Raw genomic sequence first — 19096 nt, 5'->3', positions numbered from 1 at the left:
TTAACTCGAAGTGGTTAAGACTTCTGCACCCATGCGCTTAAAGGTCAACCGCTCACTCTCAACATCGGTGAAGATCGTGTCCCCTTCACCAAAGTCTCCGCGCAAAATCGCTTTAGCAATTTGGGTTTCTAGCTCTCGCTGAATGGCTCGCTTCAAAGGTCTGGCTCCATAGACCGGGTCGTAACCGACTTCTGCGAGGAAATCTAAAGCCGTTTCAGAAAGTTTGAGAGACATCTTGCGATCGCCCAGCCGTTTCGCCAGTCGTTGCACCTGTATTTTGGTGATATTTCGGAGCTGATCTTTGCGTAGACTGCGGAAAATAATCAGCTCATCAATCCGATTGAGAAATTCAGGTCGGAAGTGCGAACGCATAGCATCCATGACCCGACTCTGCATTTCGCTGTAGCGGCTATCATCTCCTGCCAAATCTAAAATATGTTGGGAGCCAATATTGCTAGTCATAATAATCACCGCATTCTTAAAGTCGATGGTCCGACCCTGGGAATCTGTAACCCGGCCATCATCAAGAATTTGCAGCATGATATTGAAGACATCGGGATGGGCCTTCTCAATTTCATCAAATAGAATGACGGCATAAGGACGACGGCGTACCGCTTCCGTGAGTTGCCCTCCTTCGTCATAGCCGACATAGCCAGGAGGGGCCCCAATCATCCGGGCCACTGTATGCTTCTCCATATATTCCGACATGTCGATGCGGACCATGGCATCTTCGGTATCAAAGAGGTAGGCGGCTAAGGCTTTGCCGAGTTCTGTTTTGCCCACCCCTGTAGGACCTAAGAAAATAAAGCTAGCAATGGGACGATTGGGGTCAGCAAGACCGGCCCGCGATCGCTGAATCGCATCGGATACAGCTGTCACTGCTTCTTCCTGGCCAATCACCCGCTGATGCAGCTCATCTTCCAGGTGCAGCAGCTTCTCCATCTCTGAAGCCACCAGCTTGCTAACGGGGATTCCTGTCCATTTAGAGATGATTTCGGCAATGTCAGCGTCGGTCACTTCTTCTCTTAAGAGGGAATTGGTATTGGTTTGGCGCTGAGCCAGCTGGGCTTCTGCTGATTCTAGCTGCCGTTGGAGATTGGTAAGTCTGCCATATTTGAGTTCAGCTGCATGATTAAGATCATAGTTACGCTCTGCTTGCTGAATTTCAATATTGACCCGATCAATTTCTTCTTTGATAGTTTGAATATCATCAATGATCTGCTTCTCAGATTGCCACTGAGCATTTAGGGTCTTCTGATCTTCTTGTAAATTGGCAATCTCTTGTTCGATCCGTTCGAGCCGCTCTAGAGACGAGCGATCGCTTTCTTTCTCTAGAGATAGACGCTCCATCTCTAGCTGCAGGATTTTGCGATCAATTTCGTCCAGCTCTTCTGGCTTCGAGGTAATCTCCATTTTGAGTTTGGCCGCCGCTTCATCCATGAGGTCAATCGCTTTGTCTGGCAAAAAGCGATCGCTAATGTAGCGGGTCGAGAGGGTGGCTGCAGCAACGAGGGCATTATCCGAAATCCTGACGCCATGATGGACTTCATAGCGTTCCTTCAGACCCCGCAGAATCGAGACGGTGTCCTGAATGTTGGGCTGATCGATATAGACCTGCTGGAAGCGTCGTTCTAGAGCAGCATCTTTTTCAATATATTTGCGATATTCGTCTAAAGTGGTGGCTCCAATACAGCGTAGTTCGCCTCGGGCCAACATGGGCTTAAGCAAGTTGCCTGCATCCATTGCTCCTTGACTGGCACCTGCTCCGACGACGGTATGAATCTCATCAATAAACAAGATCATCAGCCCATCTGACTCGGTGACTTCTTTGAGGACGGACTTGAGACGTTCTTCGAATTCACCCCGATATTTAGCCCCAGCAATCAGGGACCCCATATCTAGGGCAATCAATTTTCGATCGCGCAAGGATTCCGGCACATCGCGGGCCACAATTCGCTGGGCTAACCCTTCTGCGATGGCTGTTTTGCCGACGCCCGGTTCTCCAATCAAAACTGGATTATTCTTCGTACGCCGCGACAGGATTTGGATGGTGCGTCGAATCTCATCATCTCGGCCAATCACAGGATCTAGCTTGCCTTCCCGCGCCAGTTCCGTCAGGTCCCGACCATATTTTTCTAGGGATTCATACTTTCCCTCTGGATTCTTGTCCGTGACTTTATGACTCCCCCGAATTTCGGTGACGGTTTGCTTGAGCATTGGCTCCGTGATGCCTAGCCCTTGGAGGAGGGGCTGGCCGAATCGATCATCTTCGATATAGCCTAAAACCAAGTGCTCAATGGAGATAAAGTCATCCCCGAGGGAGCGGCGAAAGTTTTCGGCTCGATCAAAGAGGGTGTCTAGACTTCGACCTAGGTAAACCGACTCGCTGGGAGTGGTGAGCTTGGCTTGTCGATTAATGAATTCCGTGGTGCGATCGCGGACTCGCTGCACATCAGCTCCAGCCTTGGTAAAAATTTGTCCCGCTAAACCATCTTCTTCAACGAGCGCTTGTAGAAGATGTTCGCTCTCAATTTGCTGTTGCTGGGCCTCTTTCGCCAAGTCAGAGGTCCGTACAATCGCAGCCCAAGCCTTCTCGGTAAATTGGTCATGATTGGTGGGTTGCATGAATTCGGGAACCTCCTGGACATTGGGGATTAACTTCAGGCGGGCTTGGTGCCTACTGCCATTGTAGAGAGGAGAGGGCGTTGCTAAAGGTCGGTCTTCCCCCCCTCAGGGATAGGTATTGCCGTCCTGCATTCAGTCAGTAGCCTTGGCCCACATATAGGAGTCTTCTCTCAGATTGCCTACTGCTATTAGGGTGACAATCCATCCGTTCTGATCAGCTATTGTCAATCGGTTATTACATATACTATGATGCTAGTTTGTGTCGATGCTGCGATCCTAGACGAACAATGCCCAAACTAAAAACCCGACGATCCGCTGCCAAACGCTTTAAAAGAAGCGGAAGTGGCAAATTTATGCGTCGCAAGGCATACAAGAATCACTTGTTAGAGCATAAAGGTCCCGACCGTAAGAGTCGCCTCTCTAAGAAATGTGTTGTCAGCGAGCAAGATGCAGAAAACGTTAGAGCTATGATGCCCTACTCCTAGGAAGAGAACCTGAGCCAGGCTTCGACTTCATACCTAAAATAGTTTTCCCTACCTAAAAAATCATAAACAAGGACCAAGACCATGACTCGCGTCAAACGCGGTAACGTTGCTCGTAAGCGCCGCAAAAAGATATTAAAGCTTGCCAAAGGCTTCAGAGGCTCCCATTCTCGCCTATTTAGAATGGCGAACCAACAGGTGATGAAAGCCTTACGTAACGCCTATCGCGATCGCCGTAAGCGCAAAAGGGATTTTCGCCGTTTGTGGATTGCCCGCATCAATGCTGCAACTCGGCAGCATGGTGTGAGCTATAGCAAATTTATGGGACAGCTAAAGCAGGCTGATATTCAACTCAACCGCAAGATGCTCGCCCAACTTGCCGCTACAGATCCGGACAGCTTTAGCAAAATTGTCGAACTTGCCGGTAAGGCATAGCGCTTCGTCAAGAGAGCGATACGCTTAGTCCCAGCAGCATCAACCCGTTATTTATAGCCCATCCATCCAAGGAAAACTGTGGGTCGCCTAGGTGTCACCCAACGTCGATATCTTTCCTTGGATGGATGGGCTATTTTTGCTGAACTGTCAATTCTCAGTTTTCTAGCCTATTATCTACATGAGGCTTGTTTCTGCCAGACCTCCATATTAGGGATGTGCAGGATAGAACAAATTATTTACAAATAATGTTGAGCAAGTCTCTGTGTGATTTTCTGCTTTAGTCCTGAGGATATGACGAGTAACCAACCCGCTGACAGTAACCCTCCTTCTCTGGAGCCTGGACAAGGATCCGAGCTGCCTGACCCTGGGCAAAATCCCAAACTCCAGAAGGTCCAAAATACCTTGGGCAAAATTGTAACTTTCAAAGGGTGGCCCTGGTTGATCACCATTGTTGTGTCTTGGGTGACAGGCGCTACGGCCTTGCAATGGTTGTCCAGTCTGCCGCCGTCACCGAACTGTAAGCAGATTGCCGCAACTCTGTCTGAAGCAGAACAGCTAGAATGCGCTGATCAGTTGGCCCGTAAAGGTAATGTCAAAGATGTCAAAGCGGCTCTAGCCATTGCTGATAAATGGGATGCAGAACATCCGTTATATCCACGGGTTTCCCTGCTATCAGATGAATGGTCTCGCTCTATGTTGGGGCTAGCCCGCCAAGAAATCGCTAAAGGTAATCTGAAAGAAGCGATTAGTCTGGCGAAGGAAGTACCTGCAGCCAGCAGTATTCAACCCGAGTCCAAACGCTTAATTAAGCGCTGGGAAGCCAACTGGGAATTGGGTGAAGAGTCCTTAGAAAATGCTCGCAAGGCGATTAAAAAGCAGGATTGGACTCAGGCTGCCCTGCAGGTTCGGTCTTTAGTCCAATTGGGAGACGGCTATTGGCAAGATCAAGCCGATAAAATCCTGGGGGATATGGCGATTGAGAAAAAAGCCTTTCAGGATCTGTATAAAGCTCAAGATATAGCCGCCTATGGTCGTGCTAAGGACTTATCCGAAGCGATTCAACTGGCTAGCAAAATTGATCCTAAGCGCCTTGCGAAAGAAGAAGTTCAAAAGAATATTGAAAAGTGGAGCCAGAAGCTCCTTGACTTGTCAGAAGAGCACCAAGAGTATGGCCAGTTTGAAAAGGCTATTGCGGCTGCACAACGGATTCCCCCCAATACTAAAGCGGCTAAGAACGCAACGACCTTAGTGCAGCTGAGTCGGGCTGAGGCGACGGTTGAGGAGGATGATTTCTATAGCTATATCCATGCGTGGACTTTAGCGGAGCAGATTGATCGCAAGAGTGACTTGTTTGAAAAAAATCGCGATCGCGTTGACGCCTGGGAGCAAAAAATTCAAAATACTGGCCAGCTCCATTTGGCGAAATTCTTTGCCAATGTCGATAACGTTCATACCTATCAGTTGGCGATGGATCATGCGGCCTTGATTGATACGGAGAAGCCGGGTCGGATTCAGGCCCAAACTTTGATTGCCCAATGGAATCAACAGATCAATACCTTCCAAGATCGTCAGGTATTGGCTCGGGCTCGTCAATTTGCAACTCAAAAGACGACGGCAGGGTTCCAAGCTGCAATTTTGGAAGCGCGGAAAGTGGAGTTTGGTAATCCGTTACGGGATGAAGCCCAAACTCTGATGCAGGAATGGGAAGGATCCATTGAAAAGGTGGAAGATCAGCCAATTCTGGATGAGGCTCGTCAGCTAGCTAAGGCTGGTAAGTTAAATGATGCCATCAAAACCGCTGAACAAATTGAATCTGGACGGTCGCTCCATAGAGAAGCTCAAGACGATATTTACGCTTGGGTCGCTGACATTCAATCCGTTGAAGATCGCCCCATTCTCAATGAAGCAAATGCCTTAGCCCGGAATGGTCGTTTGTCGGATGCGATCGCAACTGCCTCCCAGATTGGTTATGGTAGAGCCCTCTATTATGATGCGCAGGATAAGATTGCGGCTTGGGCTGCCGAACGGGATGCGATTTATGCTTCTCGCCGACGTCGAGAAGAACCTCGGTATGAGCCCGAGCCTCGATATGACCCAGAACCTCGATATGACCCAGAACCCGCTCCAGTCCAGCGGCAAGCTCCACCGGCAGCACCGCCGCCTGCTGAAACCTATGCCCCGGATCCGGATGGCGAACTTTCTCGACCGGTCATTCTTGATCCCACAGCAGAAGAATAGCGGCGTCTTAAATTGAGTCAGACAACTTTGCCAGGAAAGGGCTATCCTCGTACATTTGCCCTTCGTTGAACTCTTAGGATTACCAGAGCAAACTTGGCCGCATCTGCATGATACGATGACTCTGGATTTTACTTTTGACACTGCTTACCGCTACTGGACGAATGTGTGGTGGAATTTCGTTTCACGCAGCTCCTTAGGGGTTTTGACTTGGGGCGTGTAGCAGGTTCGTCCTGGGTCATTGCGAGAAGGTTATTGAGCGTTACGCTCCTGTTGAAACATGCGTTTTTCTAAGATTTTAATTGCTAATCGAGGCGAGATTGCCTTGAGGATACTCCGCACCTGTGGAGAGATGGGAATTGCCACTGTAGCAGTCCATTCCACGGTGGATCAGCAATCTCTTAATGTGCAGTTAGCAGATGAAGCGGTCTGTATTGGCGAACCGGCGAGCAGTAAGAGCTACCTCAATATTCCCAATATTATTTCGGCTGCGTTAACCCGGAATGCCACTGCCATTCATCCGGGGTATGGCTTCCTGGCGGAAAATGCTCGCTTCGCTGAAATATGTGCTGATCATAAGATTCACTTTATTGGTCCTACCCCTGAAGCCATGAGAGCGATGGGAGATAAGTCTACGGCCAAAGAAACCATGCAAAACGCCGGAGTGCCCACCGTTCCTGGGAGTGATGGGCTGGTACCGGATGAAGCAACGGCTAAGAAAATTGCCGATGAGATGGGCTATCCCGTCATGGTCAAAGCCACTGCTGGTGGGGGTGGTCGGGGAATGCGCTTGGTGCGGGAACCTGAAAATTTAGGCAAGCTTTATTTAGCGGCTCAGGGAGAAGCAGAGGCGGCCTTTGGTAATCCTGGGGTCTATATCGAAAAATTTATTGAAAATCCTCGCCATATTGAGTTTCAGATTTTTGCAGATAGCTATGGCAATGTGGTTCACTTGGGCGAGCGGGATTGCTCGATCCAGCGACGACATCAAAAGTTACTAGAAGAGTCCCCCAGCCCAGCCCTAAGCCCAGAACTGAGAGAAAAAATGGGATCTGCAGCTGTCCGGGCTGCCGCATCCATTGGCTATGTGGGTGCAGGCACTGTTGAGTTCCTCCTGTCTTCTACGGGGGAATTCTTCTTCATGGAGATGAACACCCGAATTCAGGTGGAACATCCGGTGACGGAGGTAACAACGGGCTTAGATTTGATTGCGGAGCAGATCCGCATTGCCCAAGGCGAAAAACTGAGCGTGACCCAAGATCAAGTGAAGTTGACGGGGCATGCCATCGAGTGCCGCATCAATGCCGAAGATCCTGACCATAATTTCCGTCCCCATCCAGGTCGCATCAATGGCTATCTGCCGCCTGGAGGGCCTGGGGTACGGGTGGACTCTCATGTTTATACGGATTATGAGATTCCTCCCTATTATGATTCGCTGATTGGCAAGCTGATTGTTTGGGGGCGAGATCGACCGACTGCGATCGCACGCATGAAGCGGGCATTGCAAGAATGTGCAATTACCGGATTGCCCACCACTATTGGATTTCACCAAAAGATTTTAGACACCCCAGAATTTAATCAAGGTGAGGTTTATACCAATTTCATTCAAGAAGTGATGGGGTTGCAATAGTTCGCCTGATTTAGGCTGCTATGCATTGGCTCTAATCTCTTTCCCAGCAACAAGATGGGATGGAAAAAGTGGCCTAGAATAGCATTCTCAGTAAACCTTGCTGTCCAAGCAGGACTTCACGCAGCAGGCTAGTGATGCCGACCCAAATAATAGGTGTAATATCTACGCCTCCCATAGGTGGGATAAGTTTACGGGTGGGGATCAAAAAGGGTTCTGTTGGCCAGGTTGCCAGGGAAACCGGCATCTGATTGAGATCAACCTGGGGATACCAAGTCAGGATAATTCTAAAAATAAATAGAAAGATAAATAGCCCGAAGCAAAAGCTAAGGCCCCAAATTAGTAGCGTTTCTAAGGTCATAAAAAAGTATCCAACCCAGTACCCTGATTTGTTATCAGTGTAGCGCGTTGCCTAGGCTTGGGATAGCAACAGCGAGAGTCTGCATCTTATGTGGAGCGGAGAGATTACCAGCCCAAAATGATCAGGAAGAGACCCAGAAAAGTGATGTCTATTCAGAGGAGGTGAGGGTGTTATGGATAAGTTGTCGTTAAGAGAAGACTTCTCAATATCCTTACAAACCTTTAAGATTAGAGATGCTGTCGTAATATCAAAAAAATATGACTTCCTTGTTAATGACCGTTACCCCTTCTTTACAGGGCTTCTTCTATAGCATCCTTTTTGGTGCCATTGTTGTGGGTCTGCTTGGTGGAGCATTCATCCTCTTCAGCCAAAAAGATAAGATTGTACGACGCTAGGTTGTTTGGGTGATTGTTGGTCTCTAGCGTTGACTTTTCCAGTCCACCTGTAGCGCAATAATCACCTCCAACAGCGTTTTGGCAGCTTAACTATTAATGCCATTTGGGGCAAAATTTCTTAAAATATGTTTTCTTAAAGCGCGGCTGGAAATACTGTTCAGCCGTTCTTCGTTTTTATTGGTTGATATGCCATACCGCCCGCCTCGTTCCTTGTAATCACCTCACAACCCTTGTAGCTAGGGAAGATATTCTGCTGTACCCAGAAACTGAGATGCCCTGCTCATCCCATTTCGGCCCATAACTCGTTAGCATGGAGTTTGATCAAGGTGGGGCGTAGCGGTTAAGTTACAATTTGGTTCCCTACAGCCAACCTAGCGGTTCTCCTTCGTTTTACTACTGATTGAGTGCGCGGATCCTGGCTATCAGTCGTCACCCAGAGAGACATCCCAAGTGAATTTCGGTACTCCTGTTCCACTCATTGTTGGAGTTATTCTGATCGTCGGTTCGATCGCATTATTCTTTTTGGATAAAATCAAGCCTGGCTACCATCGAGATTCCGACAATGTCTATGCCTTTCTCGGCTTGCTAGCGGGTGTTATCCTCTTAGCCCATTTGGGTATGGAGTTTACCCTGTCCTTGCAACAAATGATCGTGGTGGGGATGTTAGTGGCGCTGATGATTGAGAATATCCAGAGCCGCCTGCCTAATAATGGCCCCGTAAGACAGCCCCGAGAGCGGGGTGGGCCACGGGATCGAGACGATGACTATCGCCCTAAACGACCTCAACGCTCTAGCCGTATGCGGTCTGAAGCTCAATTGGAGTTTGAAGACGATATTCCCGCTCGGCCTCGTCGCATTCGGAGCGAGGGTGACCGTCGGCCAAGACGCGATGAATATGCCTATGGGAGTGACTATAACGAGGAAGCACCCAGTCGGCGATCTAGACGGCGGCCTGCTGCCTATGATGACTATGAGCAGGGCAACAACAGCTATTCCCAAGATAGCTATGGCCAAGATCAAGATAATGGCTATGACCCAGGTTACAGTTCATCTACGTCCTATGCCCCTCCCGAACCTTCAACAGAAGATCGGCCGCGCCGTCGTCGCCCGCTGCAAATAACAGGAGAGCTGGAAGATCAGGACTATACCCCCGATGATTACTCATCAGCGGTCAAGGCCATGAGAAACCGCCGGCGGAAGGACACAGGTGCTGACGATGTGGATGCTAATGGCTATTCATCTAATGATGCTGGCGATAGTAGTGCAGACTCCTACGGCCAAAACGGCAACGATGATTACGTAGACTATAAGCCCTTGGATTTACCCAAGTATCCAGGCCCTGGTTCAGGTGGACCTGAGAATGACGACGGCAGTTATTAAGATAGCTCTTGAATCCCCAGAGTCTGACGGATCTTCAACGGTCAGACCTTGGCTGCTAAAGATTTCAAGTATTCAGTATTAACCCGTGACTCTCGGGTTAAAGCAATCTTGCCAGTTCGAGCAATTTCTTGGATCCCGAACTTATTCAGCATTTGGACAATGGCCACCATCTTGCCTGGATCGCCTGAAACCTCAATGGTGAGGGCATCTTCGGAAACATCCACAACTTTAGCTCGGAAAATTTGGACGATCTCTACAATCTCGGATCGTAGAGAAGCGGCTGCGTTGACTTTAATCAACATCAACTCGCGTTCCACACAAGGGACTTCAGTAATATCCTGAACCTTGAGGACATTGATTAGCTTATAGAGCTGTTTGGTGAGCTGCTCAATGCTGCGATCATCACCGGGGACGACCATCGTAATGCGAGAGACCCCAATTTGCTCGGCAGGTCCAACGGCTAGACTTTCGATGTTAAATCCTCGTCGGGCAAAGAGTCCGGCGATACGAGTGAGAACGCCAGCTTCGTCTTCTACTAAGACGGATAGTGTATGTTTCATGATTTGATTGAGCCCCAACTTGGGGTGGTGTAATGGCCTGATTATGCGATCAAATCTAGGCGCAGTGCAACTGTTCTGGCTTTGGCCTACTCAGGGGGAAGTGAGAGGCGAGCCACTCTAGAAGAATGGGGTTGAGTCGGTCTGGACATTCGTCATGGGGGCAATGCCCGGCATTTGCTAACTCTACCAGCTGTATCCGAGGATTGCAGCAGGCAAAGAGCGGCCCCAACTTGGGTGGGATCATGACATCTTGTTGACCCCAAACCAATAGAGTCGGAATGGTTAATTGAGGCAGCATCTCCTTCGCCGTATGTTTCGGTATTTGGGGCTTGGACATGGTGTTGACCATGGCTCGGAGGGCATCTACGGCGCCCTGATCATAAGCAGGACTAGACAGGATATCCACTAGATCATCTTCAACGGAAGTGGTATCGATATAGGCCTTCTTGACCCAGGAGCGAATAATCTTCGGTTGACGAATGAATCGAAAAAATGGGTTGAAGACTAGGGGAGAAGTGAAAAAGGCTTTGGCTAATGCGGCCACTGGGTTGAGGGCTAGTTTCAAGGGTGCGATCGCAGGTTTGACCCATGAAGGATTTTTCAATACCGACGTATCTGGCAGAGTTAACATTGCTAGGCCCGCTACCATCTCTGGGTAAAGGGCAGCGGCAGTGAGACTGACCAACGATCCTAGGGAATTTCCTACCAAAATCATCGGGGTGCGGATATAGGTTTGCCAGAAATCATGAACCTGTTCCACCCATAGTGTCACTAAATAATCTGTAGAAACTTTCTCGGACGCCCCAAACCCTAATAAATCTAGAGCGTAGACCGTTCGGTCTTGGGCAAATACCGGTACATTGAATCGCCAATGGCCAATCGAGGCACCGAACCCATGCAATAACAGCATAGGGGGCTGATTCGTCTCCTGTGTTCCGCGCATAAAGGTATAGCGAATTTGCCATCCCCGCCAAGCCCAGTCTCGCTGGTGCCCGATTTGTTGTTGCCAAGCTCTGGTTGTACTCAATCCGATTGCCTATCTTACTGCCGACTTAATTCTAGTGATACCCCTACTGATCAGAGGGCTGTTCATCTTCTGCTGCAGGATCAGCATGGTCTAAGAACTGAAAATTGACTTTGCCCTGCTTATCCGTCACTTTGACCATCACTTTGCCCTGGTCATCATTCCCCTCCTGGACGTCGCATTCAAAGGTGTCTCCTTGGCGAGCAATTTTGAACTTGCCATCACAAGAGGCTTTGACTTTGCTTAAGCGCTCATCTTGGAAGGTTTTCTCAATATTCTCTTCAATCACCCCTAAATTGACGAGGCCCGTCTGGACAGACCATGAAATATCACCTTGGTCATCTTTTAAGGTGACTTGGGTTTTGAGAATATTCCCCTCTAGAGCATAGATATCGCAAACAAATTTTTTACCTACTTTGCTCTCAATATCTTGGGGACATTTCACCGAGTGCACCGCAATTTCAGTTTTGCGTTCAAATTCCTTGTGAATTCGGCGACCCACCTCATCCCCATCCACAATGGGTGCACAGGCTAGGAGCGCACTGGGGAGAAGGAGTAGACTATACCCTCGCAAATATTGCAAGCAATGATTTCTGTTCACAGGATTTTGGCGTAAGGATGGGACTTCAAAAGACTATGAGTGCTGTTGGGTCTATAAGTTTCAGAGGCTGGGCTGCAGTCCAGCCTAGGATTAAACCCCCTGGTTCATCAGGGGCAGACCCTTAACTTGTGGGGATAAATTTTAGGGCCGCAGAATTCATGCAATATCTTAGGCCTGTAGGTTGAGGACCATCATTAAAGACATGACCTAGATGGGCATCGCAGGCTGCGCAGAGCACCTCAGTTCGGACCATAAACAAACTGCGATCTGACTTTTCCTGGACATGAGTTTTGTCTGCAGGTGCCCAAAAGCTAGGCCAGCCAGTTCCGGAATCAAACTTAGTGTCGGATTTGAATAAGTCTGTACCGCAACAAACACATTGATAGGTGCCTGCTGTCTTCAGGTCATGATATTCCCCGGTAAAGGCCCGCTCCGTCCCATGGTGACGGGTCACCCGAAATTGTTCTGGAGTGAGTTGGGCTTCCCATTCCTGTTCTGTTTTCTGTACTTTTTCCATAAATTTTGTGTTGAGTCAGAAGGGCAATCTTGCTTGGATAAGTGATATCAGGAGAAACATAAGCAGCCGCCACCATTGAGCTGACAACCATGCTTCTTATCTAAATCCTAACGTTACTTTTTCCATCTTTGGGTCTGGTTGGTGGTGATTTCCCCAGGGTATGGCGGATAACCGATATCGCGAGTCCATGCAACCCAATCGGTGTGATGACTAACATCTTGGACTAGCGCCCCTTCCTGGGATGTCGAAGGCTATATTTTGAGGGAAATTCAGCTGAATCTAACTTTCTTTCTTCAAAATTGGAAGATTGTAGAGGCCGAATGCAGCAAATGAGCCTTTGATGCAGGATCTGAGATGAAGTGTGGGGATCTAAAGCAAATCCTAAATTATGAAGTTAAGGGGGGTCTTCTAGTGCTGCACAGCACAAACATGATTAACATTGAATGATAATAATCTGAGCACAGCTCTCAAGTGCGATTGAGGCTGACCGTTTATTCCTGGTACTTTCTTCCTTTAGTGCAATGACCAGCAATCCTTCAGCCCAAGTTCATGGTTCTTCTAGCGAACTGTCTCTCGATGCTATCGACTTACAAGATCGCTGCGAGTTAAGCAATCGCACCGGTATGGATAGCGAAACCCTTAAACGGGCTTTCCTCAATAATCTTTTCTATGTACAGGGCAAGTTTCCTGCCCTGGCGACGACCAATGACTACTATATGGCGTTGGCCTATACCGTCAGAGATCGTCTCTTACAACGGTGGATCAATACGGCAGCCACCTATACCGAGCTAGGGTCTCGGACTGTCGCCTATTTCTCTGCGGAATTTCTAATGGGACCGCATTTGGGCAATAACCTCATCAACCTCGGGATTTATGACCAAGTTGAGCAAGGCATGGCGGAATTAGGCCTCAGCTTGGATGCACTGCAAGAAGAAGAAGAAGAGCCAGGCCTTGGAAATGGCGGCTTAGGCCGTTTAGCCGCCTGTTATTTGGATTCCCTCGCCACGTTGGATATTCCTTCTCTGGGGTATGGCATTCGCTATGAATTTGGCATTTTTGATCAAGATATTCGCGATGGCTGGCAAGTAGAACGCACTGATAAGTGGTTAAGTGCAGGCAACCCCTGGGAAATTGCCCGGCCAGAATGGTCCGTAGAAATTAAATTGGGCGGCCACACCGAACATTACACAGATGATCATGGTATCTACCGTTCACGCTGGGTGCCAGATCAAGTCGTTAAAGGGATTCCCTACGACACTCCTATCTTGGGTTATCAAACTAATACTGCGAATACCCTGCGTTTATGGACGGCAGAAGCACCTGAATCCTTCGACTTTAGGTCCTTTAACTCCGGTGACTATTTGGGAGCGGTTTACGAAAAAATGATCTCGGAAAATATTTCCAAGGTCCTTTACCCCAATGATGATTCTTCTCAAGGCAAGCAACTCCGTCTGACCCAGCAATTCTTCTTCGTTTCCTGTTCGTTGCAGGATATGATTCGCATTCTGCATGGCCAGAACTTACCCCTAGAAAATTTCCACAAGAAATTTGCCGTTCAGCTAAATGACACTCACCCCGCTATCTCAGTGGTAGAACTGATGCGGCTATTGATCGATTACCACCAGCTGGATTGGGAGCAAGCCTGGGCCATTACCCATCAGACCTTTGCTTACACCAACCATACCCTCTTGCCTGAAGCCTTAGAACGTTGGCCCATCGAGCTATTTGGTTCATTGTTACCTCGCCATTTGGAACTCATTTATGAGATTAATCAGCGCTTCTTGGATGAGGTGCGGATTAAGTTTCCGGATGATGAAGAGCGCATGATTCGCATGTCTCTAATTGATGAAAGTGGTGAGCGGTATGTACGGATGGCTCACCTGGCTTGTGTCGGTAGCCATGCCATCAATGGGGTTGCCGCGCTACATACGGAGCTGCTGCAAAAAGACGTGCTTCGGGATTTCTATGAAATGTATCCCCACAAGTTCACCAATAAAACGAATGGGGTGACGCCACGTCGGTTTATGGTTCTCAGTAATCCCCAGCTTAGTAAGCTGATTACCAGTAAAATTGGCGATTCCTGGATTAAAAAGCTGAATGAACTGCAGCAGTTAGAGCAATTTGTGGATGATGCAGGCTTTCAAGTCGAGTGGCGGCGCATCAAGCAGCATAGCAAGACCGAGCTAGCGACATACATCCAAAATAATAACAACATCACCGTTGACCCGGATTCTTTGTTTGATATTCAGGCGAAACGCTTCCATGAGTACAAGCGGCAGCATTTGAGCTTGCTCCATATCGTTACCCTCTATAACCGCATCAAGGCTAATCCTGAAATGGAGATTACGCCTCGTACGTTTATTTTTGGGGGTAAAGCGGCGCCAGGCTATTTTATGGCCAAGCTCATCATCAAGCTGATTAACTCCGTGGGAAATGTGGTTAACCGCGATCCTGATGTGCGAGGCCGACTAAAGGTGGTCTTTTTGAAAGACTATAATGTCAAACTGGCCCAGCGCATTTACCCTGCTGCCGATTTGTCGGAGCAGATTTCTACCGCTGGCAAAGAAGCCTCCGGAACAGGCAATATGAAATTTGCCCTGAATGGTGCCCTTACCGTTGGTACCTTAGATGGGGCTAATGTGGAAATTCGGGAAGAAGTGGGTGAAGACAACTTCTTCTTATTCGGCCTGACGACGGAAGAGGTCTATCACAAGCGGGCTCATGGGTATCGTTCTCGGGACTATTACCATACCAACGCTGAGCTGAAGCTGGCGATTGACCGGATTGCTTCTGGGTTCTTCTCTCAGGGAGATGCGGAGCTGTTCCGACCCTTGGTGGATGATCTGCTGAATCAGGACCAATACTTCCTCTGTGCCGACTATGCTTCCTATATTGCCTGTCAAGATCAGGTGGCTGCGGTGTATAAGGATCAGGAAAAATGGACTCGCATGTCGATTTTGAATGCGGCCCGTATGGGTAAGTTTTCTTCGGATCGCTCGATTGATGACTATTGTCGAGATATCTGGAAGATTGAGCCTGTTAACGTTGAACTGCGTCAGTGTTAGGAATAAGCGCCTAAATCATGGACAGTTTAGAGCAACTGGTTCAAGGGAAGGCACTGACTAAACATCAAACTGCTGAATTAGGCGAATGGATGTTGTCTGAACCAGATCGGTCAGCAGCTTTTGGCCTGACTCCAGGGTCGGTAGAAGCAACGATTCACCAGTTTGCCCAGCTCCTCCCCCGGATCTATCCCCAGGTGGAGGAGTTTTGGTGCGGAGACTGTCAAATTTCCACTTCACCGCTACAGACCCTCTGGCGGGTATGGATGCCGTTAGCTTTGCAGCTGGCAGAGGCTAGACGTAAACTCAATCGCCCTTTGATTCAAGGCATTTTGGGGATGCAAGGGGCTGGAAAAACGACCCTGACCACGGTGCTGCAGATCCTTCTTGAGCAGCTAGGCTACTCATGTTGCTGTCTTTCCATTGATGATCTTTATAAGACCTATGGCGATCGCCAACAGCTGCAGGTAGAAGATCCTCGACTGAAATGGCGAGGACCACCGGGAACCCATGATGTCGGTTTAGGTATTCAACTTTTGGATCAGGTGCGAGCAAATGAGGCTGATACTCACCTGCAAGTGCCTCGGTTTGATAAGTCGGCCTATGGGGGGCAGGGCGATCGTAGTGGTTTTGAGAGGGTGCCGAATGCCGATATTGTGTTGTTTGAGGGCTGGTTTGTGGGGGCACAACCCATTCCACCTGATGTCTTTGAGCAAGCCCCTTCCCCCATTGATACGGCAGTAGATTGCCAGTTCGCGGTGGAGATGAATCAACGTCTGCAGGACTATTTGCCGTTGTGGGACCGTCTCGATCGTTTGATGGTGCTGAACTTAGCGGATTACCATCTCAGTAAGCAGTGGCGGAAAGAAGCAGAACATAAAGCGATCGCATCTGGTAACGCCGGGATGAGTGATGGGGAAATCGATGAATTTGTGGATTACTTTTGGAAAGCGCTGCATCCAGAGCTATTTGTAAAACCGTTGTCCACTCAGGAAACCGGAGCAGATCTGGTGATTACAGTGAATGCAGATCACACCTTAGGCGATATTTATCAACCGGCTCGCCGGTATTGGGACACCCCTCTTGCATGAACTTTTTAGCCCATCTCTACCTGGCTCAGCCGACGGTTGAACATCGACTAGGCAACTTACTCGCAGACTTCATTAAAGGGACGGTCCGCCAGGAGTTCTCCGTGGAGATGCAGGCCGGAATGAAACACCATCAACAGATTGATAGTTTTACGGATCGACATTCGGTGGTTCGCCATAGCAAACGTCTGATCAGTCCTGCCCATCGCCGCATGGCAGGTATCTTGGTGGATATCTTTTACGATCACCACTTAGCTTGTCATTGGTCAGAGTATAGTGATGTGCCATTGGCAACGTTTACACACGATGTCTACCGTTCATTTGAACGCTATTCTGGCTGGCTACCGGCAGAGATTCACGCTCTTTTAGATCGGATAGCTACGGAAGATTGGCTGACCCAATACCAGACCATTGAGGGCATCGAAAATACCTTGTCTCGCTTATCTCGTAGAATCAGCCACCGTTGGCAACGTTCTGTGGATTTATGTCCTGCCATGGAAGATTGGATGGCCCATTACCCCACCTTTACCCAGGACTTTTCGCAATTTTTCCCAGATATGATTCAACATTGCCACACCCTGGATTAGGTGGGGAGTAAAGACCGCTGACATTGGGGGCAGATGGCATGAATCGATAGTTGACAGTCCAATAAGTGGAAGCCTGATTTTTTGGCGGTCTTAGAGCCAATTTTCAGAACGGAGTCACTTTTAAACTCAATGGTTTTATTGCATTTGACGCAAATTAGGTGGTGATGATGGTAAGGATAGGGCTGATTCAACTCATAGTGTTTATGACCTTCAGCAAATTCTAATTCTCGCAAGATTCCCATGCGAGCCATTAATTTAACCGTTCGATAAATGGTTGACAAACTAATGGGCTCACCCTGTTCTTCCAGGAGATTGTATAAATCTTCAGCGCTTAAATGCTTCCCTTTTTGCAGGTCTTGAAACACATTGAGGATCGTTTCTCTTTGAGGAGTAAGACGCCATCCTCGGTCATTCAGTTCTGCTTTGAGTGAGTTGGAACTGTACATAGTCTTTTCTCAAGAACATGAGCTTATTGAAAGTCTAAACCAATGATGCATCCGATGGCAACAAGAAGATTCTATTGAGAAAAGTAAAGTGAATCGGTTAATGCAGGGGGAGACTGTAACTCCATACTTTGAAGCGTGGCTCAGCCCATTAGCCCTGAACACAAGAAAGAGGATCGCTTAGCGATCCTCTTAGGGTGATCTTGGCAATTTTTAACGAAATAATCGTTAGGCAAACGCTTCTAGGAAGTCACGGATGCGATTACGACGCTTGGGCTGTCGCAGCTTCTGTAAGGCTTTAGATTCGATTTGGCGGACCCGCTCTCGGGATAAATCTAAGGACTTACCAATTTGGGCGAGGGAATGGGTTTTGCCATCATTAAGGCCAAATCGCATGGTGATTACATCTCGCTCCCGAGGGGTTAAGTCGGCGAGGAGCTGCTTGAGTTCATGCTGTAAGGACTCTCGCATGATCAGCTCTTCGGGAGAAATATCATCCGTTTCCAGCAGGTCGCCCAATTCAGTATCTTTGTCCTTACCAACTTTGATCTCCAGGGAGACAGAGCGGGGGACCCGGACTAGGAGTTCCCGAATTTGCTCCGGGGTCATATCCATTTCCTGGGCAATGTCCTCAATGCTGGCGGTTCGCCCTTTGCTTTGGGACAGTTTGCGCTGAGCCTTCTTGATTTTGTTCAGCTTTTCGGTGATGTGGACCGGGAGTCGGATGGTGCGGCTTTGGGTTGCGATCGCACGAGTGATTCCTTGTCGAATCCACCAGTAGGCATAGGTACTAAAGCGATACCCTTTAGTGGGGTCAAACTTTTCTACCGCCCGTTCTAGGCCTAAAGTGCCTTCTTGAATTAAGTCTAGAAGTTCTAAGCCTCGGTTTTGGTATTTCTTGGCAACAGAGACGACCAAGCGCAGGTTGGCTTGAATCATATGCTCTTTGGCTTTAATGCCGTGCTTGACCATTTGGTCTAGCTCCGCAGTAGATAATTCTGCCTTTTCGGCCCAGGCCGTTTTGCCTTCGGCCAGTCGAGGTTTTAGCTCTTCTACTGGAATATCAGCTTCCTTGGCCCAGCGTTTGAAAGAGGGGCGATGCCCCAACATGGCGGTCAGCCGAGCACGGACATCCGTTAAGCGTGCATACTCAGCAATAACCGGATGACTCTCTAATAATTCTTCTCGCGTTTCCAGCAGATGCATATAGCGTTGCACCTTCTGGGCTTCAGCGACTTCTTCATCTCGCTCTAATAGGTTTACTCGGCCAATTTCTTGCAAGTATAACCGCACCAAATCCGTCGTTCCGCGACGGTTGGCAGCAGAAATGGGAGTCATCTTCAGAGCGGCAAGATCTTCAGAAGCATCATCATCTAATTCAGCGCTTGGATCAAAATCTACTTCCTCAGGTTCATTGGAATTTTGGTCAAGGTCACGACTGTTCCCTTGACCGTCATAAACGGCATGAATGACTTCTGCTTTTTGCGGAATTGCCGACATCTAAGATCACCTCTAACAGGTTAAAGCGAAAACAGCTCCCTTCCTCTATAGTTCCCAAAAAATAAGACTTTCAAGCATATGAAGAGTTCTAGTTTTGGCTGTAAACTAAACAGAGAAGACACCTCTAAGCGATTTTTTCGCCGCGACCAAATAATTGTTTTTTGTTTGGAAGAC

Annotated in this window: 17 protein-coding genes; 9 read left to right on the top strand and 8 right to left on the bottom strand. The window is 48.5% G+C overall.

Features of this window, described 5'->3' with window-relative positions:
- On the bottom strand, window positions 1–2625 hold the full coding sequence (gene clpB / locus I1H34_RS22040; protein ID WP_212663061.1) for an ATP-dependent chaperone ClpB: 2625 nt from the start codon (window positions 2623–2625) through the stop codon (window positions 1–3).
- 287 nt (window positions 2626–2912) lie between these two features.
- Between clpB and rpmI the strand changes: the two genes are divergently transcribed.
- From rpmI to accC, 4 genes are all read left to right on the top strand, one after another.
- Complete coding sequence (gene rpmI, locus I1H34_RS22035; protein ID WP_010477430.1) at window positions 2913–3110, top strand: 50S ribosomal protein L35; 198 nt, start codon at window positions 2913–2915, stop codon at window positions 3108–3110.
- An 81-nt stretch (window positions 3111–3191) separates the two neighbouring features.
- Entirely contained in the window at window positions 3192–3542 is a 351-nt protein-coding gene (rplT, locus tag I1H34_RS22030) for a 50S ribosomal protein L20 (protein WP_212663060.1), read from the top strand.
- Window positions 3543–3833: 291 nt separating this feature from the next.
- Window positions 3834–5780 (top strand): hypothetical protein, encoded by a 1947-nt coding sequence (locus I1H34_RS22025; RefSeq protein ID WP_212663059.1) that lies wholly within the window; start codon window positions 3834–3836, stop codon window positions 5778–5780.
- A gap of 277 nt (window positions 5781–6057) precedes the next feature.
- Entirely contained in the window at window positions 6058–7407 is a 1350-nt protein-coding gene (gene accC, locus I1H34_RS22020; RefSeq protein WP_212663058.1) for an acetyl-CoA carboxylase biotin carboxylase subunit, read from the top strand.
- Between the two features lie 73 nt (window positions 7408–7480).
- Here the strand turns inward: accC and I1H34_RS22015 are convergent, their stop codons facing one another.
- Window positions 7481–7765, bottom strand: coding sequence for a YggT family protein (locus I1H34_RS22015; RefSeq protein WP_212663057.1), 285 nt, complete (start codon window positions 7763–7765; stop codon window positions 7481–7483).
- Window positions 7766–8037: 272 nt separating this feature from the next.
- Here I1H34_RS22015 and I1H34_RS22010 point away from each other — a divergent pair, with 272 nt between their 5' ends.
- Entirely contained in the window at window positions 8038–8160 is a 123-nt protein-coding gene (locus I1H34_RS22010; protein WP_212666389.1) for a photosystem II reaction center X protein, read from the top strand.
- A gap of 450 nt (window positions 8161–8610) precedes the next feature.
- On the top strand, window positions 8611–9540 hold the full coding sequence (locus I1H34_RS22005; protein ID WP_212663056.1) for a Ycf66 family protein: 930 nt from the start codon (window positions 8611–8613) through the stop codon (window positions 9538–9540).
- A gap of 41 nt (window positions 9541–9581) precedes the next feature.
- Here the strand turns inward: I1H34_RS22005 and ilvN are convergent, their stop codons facing one another.
- From ilvN to msrB, 4 genes are all read right to left on the bottom strand, one after another.
- A complete protein-coding gene (ilvN, locus tag I1H34_RS22000) occupies window positions 9582–10100 on the bottom strand; it encodes an acetolactate synthase small subunit (RefSeq protein WP_212663055.1) in 519 nt (172 codons plus the stop codon).
- A gap of 55 nt (window positions 10101–10155) precedes the next feature.
- On the bottom strand, window positions 10156–11127 hold the full coding sequence (locus tag I1H34_RS21995) for an alpha/beta fold hydrolase (protein ID WP_212663054.1): 972 nt from the start codon (window positions 11125–11127) through the stop codon (window positions 10156–10158).
- A 43-nt stretch (window positions 11128–11170) separates the two neighbouring features.
- Window positions 11171–11725: a DUF4333 domain-containing protein gene (locus I1H34_RS21990; RefSeq protein ID WP_249369489.1), complete on the bottom strand. Its 555-nt coding sequence runs from the start codon at window positions 11723–11725 to the stop codon at window positions 11171–11173.
- Between the two features lie 121 nt (window positions 11726–11846).
- Entirely contained in the window at window positions 11847–12242 is a 396-nt protein-coding gene (gene msrB / locus I1H34_RS21985; RefSeq protein ID WP_212663053.1) for a peptide-methionine (R)-S-oxide reductase MsrB, read from the bottom strand.
- 521 nt (window positions 12243–12763) lie between these two features.
- On the opposite strand from msrB, the gene I1H34_RS21980 reads away from it, so the two are divergent.
- The 3 genes from I1H34_RS21980 to I1H34_RS21970 are packed head-to-tail and all read left to right on the top strand — an operon-like array spanning window position 12764 to window position 16979.
- Window positions 12764–15307 (top strand): glycogen/starch/alpha-glucan phosphorylase, encoded by a 2544-nt coding sequence (locus I1H34_RS21980; RefSeq protein ID WP_315874850.1) that lies wholly within the window; start codon window positions 12764–12766, stop codon window positions 15305–15307.
- A 17-nt stretch (window positions 15308–15324) separates the two neighbouring features.
- Window positions 15325–16395, top strand: coding sequence for a glycerate kinase (locus tag I1H34_RS21975; protein ID WP_212663052.1), 1071 nt, complete (start codon window positions 15325–15327; stop codon window positions 16393–16395).
- Window positions 16392–16979 (top strand): acyl carrier protein phosphodiesterase, encoded by a 588-nt coding sequence (locus tag I1H34_RS21970; protein ID WP_212663051.1) that lies wholly within the window; start codon window positions 16392–16394, stop codon window positions 16977–16979. The genes I1H34_RS21975 and I1H34_RS21970 overlap by 4 nt, the downstream gene beginning before the upstream one ends.
- On the opposite strand, the gene I1H34_RS21965 is transcribed toward I1H34_RS21970, so the two are convergent.
- Window positions 16976–17425 carry a Fur family transcriptional regulator gene (locus I1H34_RS21965; protein ID WP_212663050.1) on the bottom strand — a complete coding sequence of 150 codons (450 nt, stop codon included), beginning with the start codon at window positions 17423–17425 and terminating at the stop codon, window positions 16976–16978. The two genes, I1H34_RS21970 and I1H34_RS21965, sit on opposite strands and share 4 nt — an antisense overlap.
- A gap of 225 nt (window positions 17426–17650) precedes the next feature.
- On the bottom strand, window positions 17651–18922 hold the full coding sequence (gene sigC, locus I1H34_RS21960) for an RNA polymerase sigma factor SigC (protein ID WP_212663049.1): 1272 nt from the start codon (window positions 18920–18922) through the stop codon (window positions 17651–17653).
- Window positions 18923–19096 lie beyond the last annotated feature (174 nt).

Source organism: Acaryochloris marina S15, from assembly GCF_018336915.1.
Lineage (GTDB): Bacteria > Cyanobacteriota > Cyanobacteriia > Thermosynechococcales > Thermosynechococcaceae > Acaryochloris > Acaryochloris marina_A.
This window is presented reverse-complemented; position numbering and strand designations above follow the sequence as displayed.

Bases quoted from the DNA above. Each gene is read 5' to 3' on its own strand.
- I1H34_RS22010 (WP_212666389.1), top strand. From the start codon at position 8,038: ATGACCGTTACCCCTTCTTTACAGGGCTTCTTCTATAGCATCCTTTTT.
- I1H34_RS22015 (WP_212663057.1), bottom strand. From the start codon at position 7,765: ATGACCTTAGAAACGCTACTAATTTGGGGCCTTAGCTTTTGCTTCGGG.
- clpB (WP_212663061.1), bottom strand. From the start codon at position 2,625: ATGCAACCCACCAATCATGACCAATTTACCGAGAAGGCTTGGGCTGCG.
- msrB (WP_212663053.1), bottom strand. From the start codon at position 12,242: ATGGAAAAAGTACAGAAAACAGAACAGGAATGGGAAGCCCAACTCACT.
- I1H34_RS21975 (WP_212663052.1), top strand. From the start codon at position 15,325: ATGGACAGTTTAGAGCAACTGGTTCAAGGGAAGGCACTGACTAAACAT.
- I1H34_RS21980 (WP_315874850.1), top strand. From the start codon at position 12,764: ATGACCAGCAATCCTTCAGCCCAAGTTCATGGTTCTTCTAGCGAACTG.
- I1H34_RS22025 (WP_212663059.1), top strand. From the start codon at position 3,834: ATGACGAGTAACCAACCCGCTGACAGTAACCCTCCTTCTCTGGAGCCT.
- I1H34_RS21965 (WP_212663050.1), bottom strand. From the start codon at position 17,425: ATGTACAGTTCCAACTCACTCAAAGCAGAACTGAATGACCGAGGATGG.
- ilvN (WP_212663055.1), bottom strand. From the start codon at position 10,100: ATGAAACATACACTATCCGTCTTAGTAGAAGACGAAGCTGGCGTTCTC.
- I1H34_RS21970 (WP_212663051.1), top strand. From the start codon at position 16,392: ATGAACTTTTTAGCCCATCTCTACCTGGCTCAGCCGACGGTTGAACAT.
- rpmI (WP_010477430.1), top strand. From the start codon at position 2,913: ATGCCCAAACTAAAAACCCGACGATCCGCTGCCAAACGCTTTAAAAGA.
- accC (WP_212663058.1), top strand. From the start codon at position 6,058: ATGCGTTTTTCTAAGATTTTAATTGCTAATCGAGGCGAGATTGCCTTG.
- sigC (WP_212663049.1), bottom strand. From the start codon at position 18,922: ATGTCGGCAATTCCGCAAAAAGCAGAAGTCATTCATGCCGTTTATGAC.
- rplT (WP_212663060.1), top strand. From the start codon at position 3,192: ATGACTCGCGTCAAACGCGGTAACGTTGCTCGTAAGCGCCGCAAAAAG.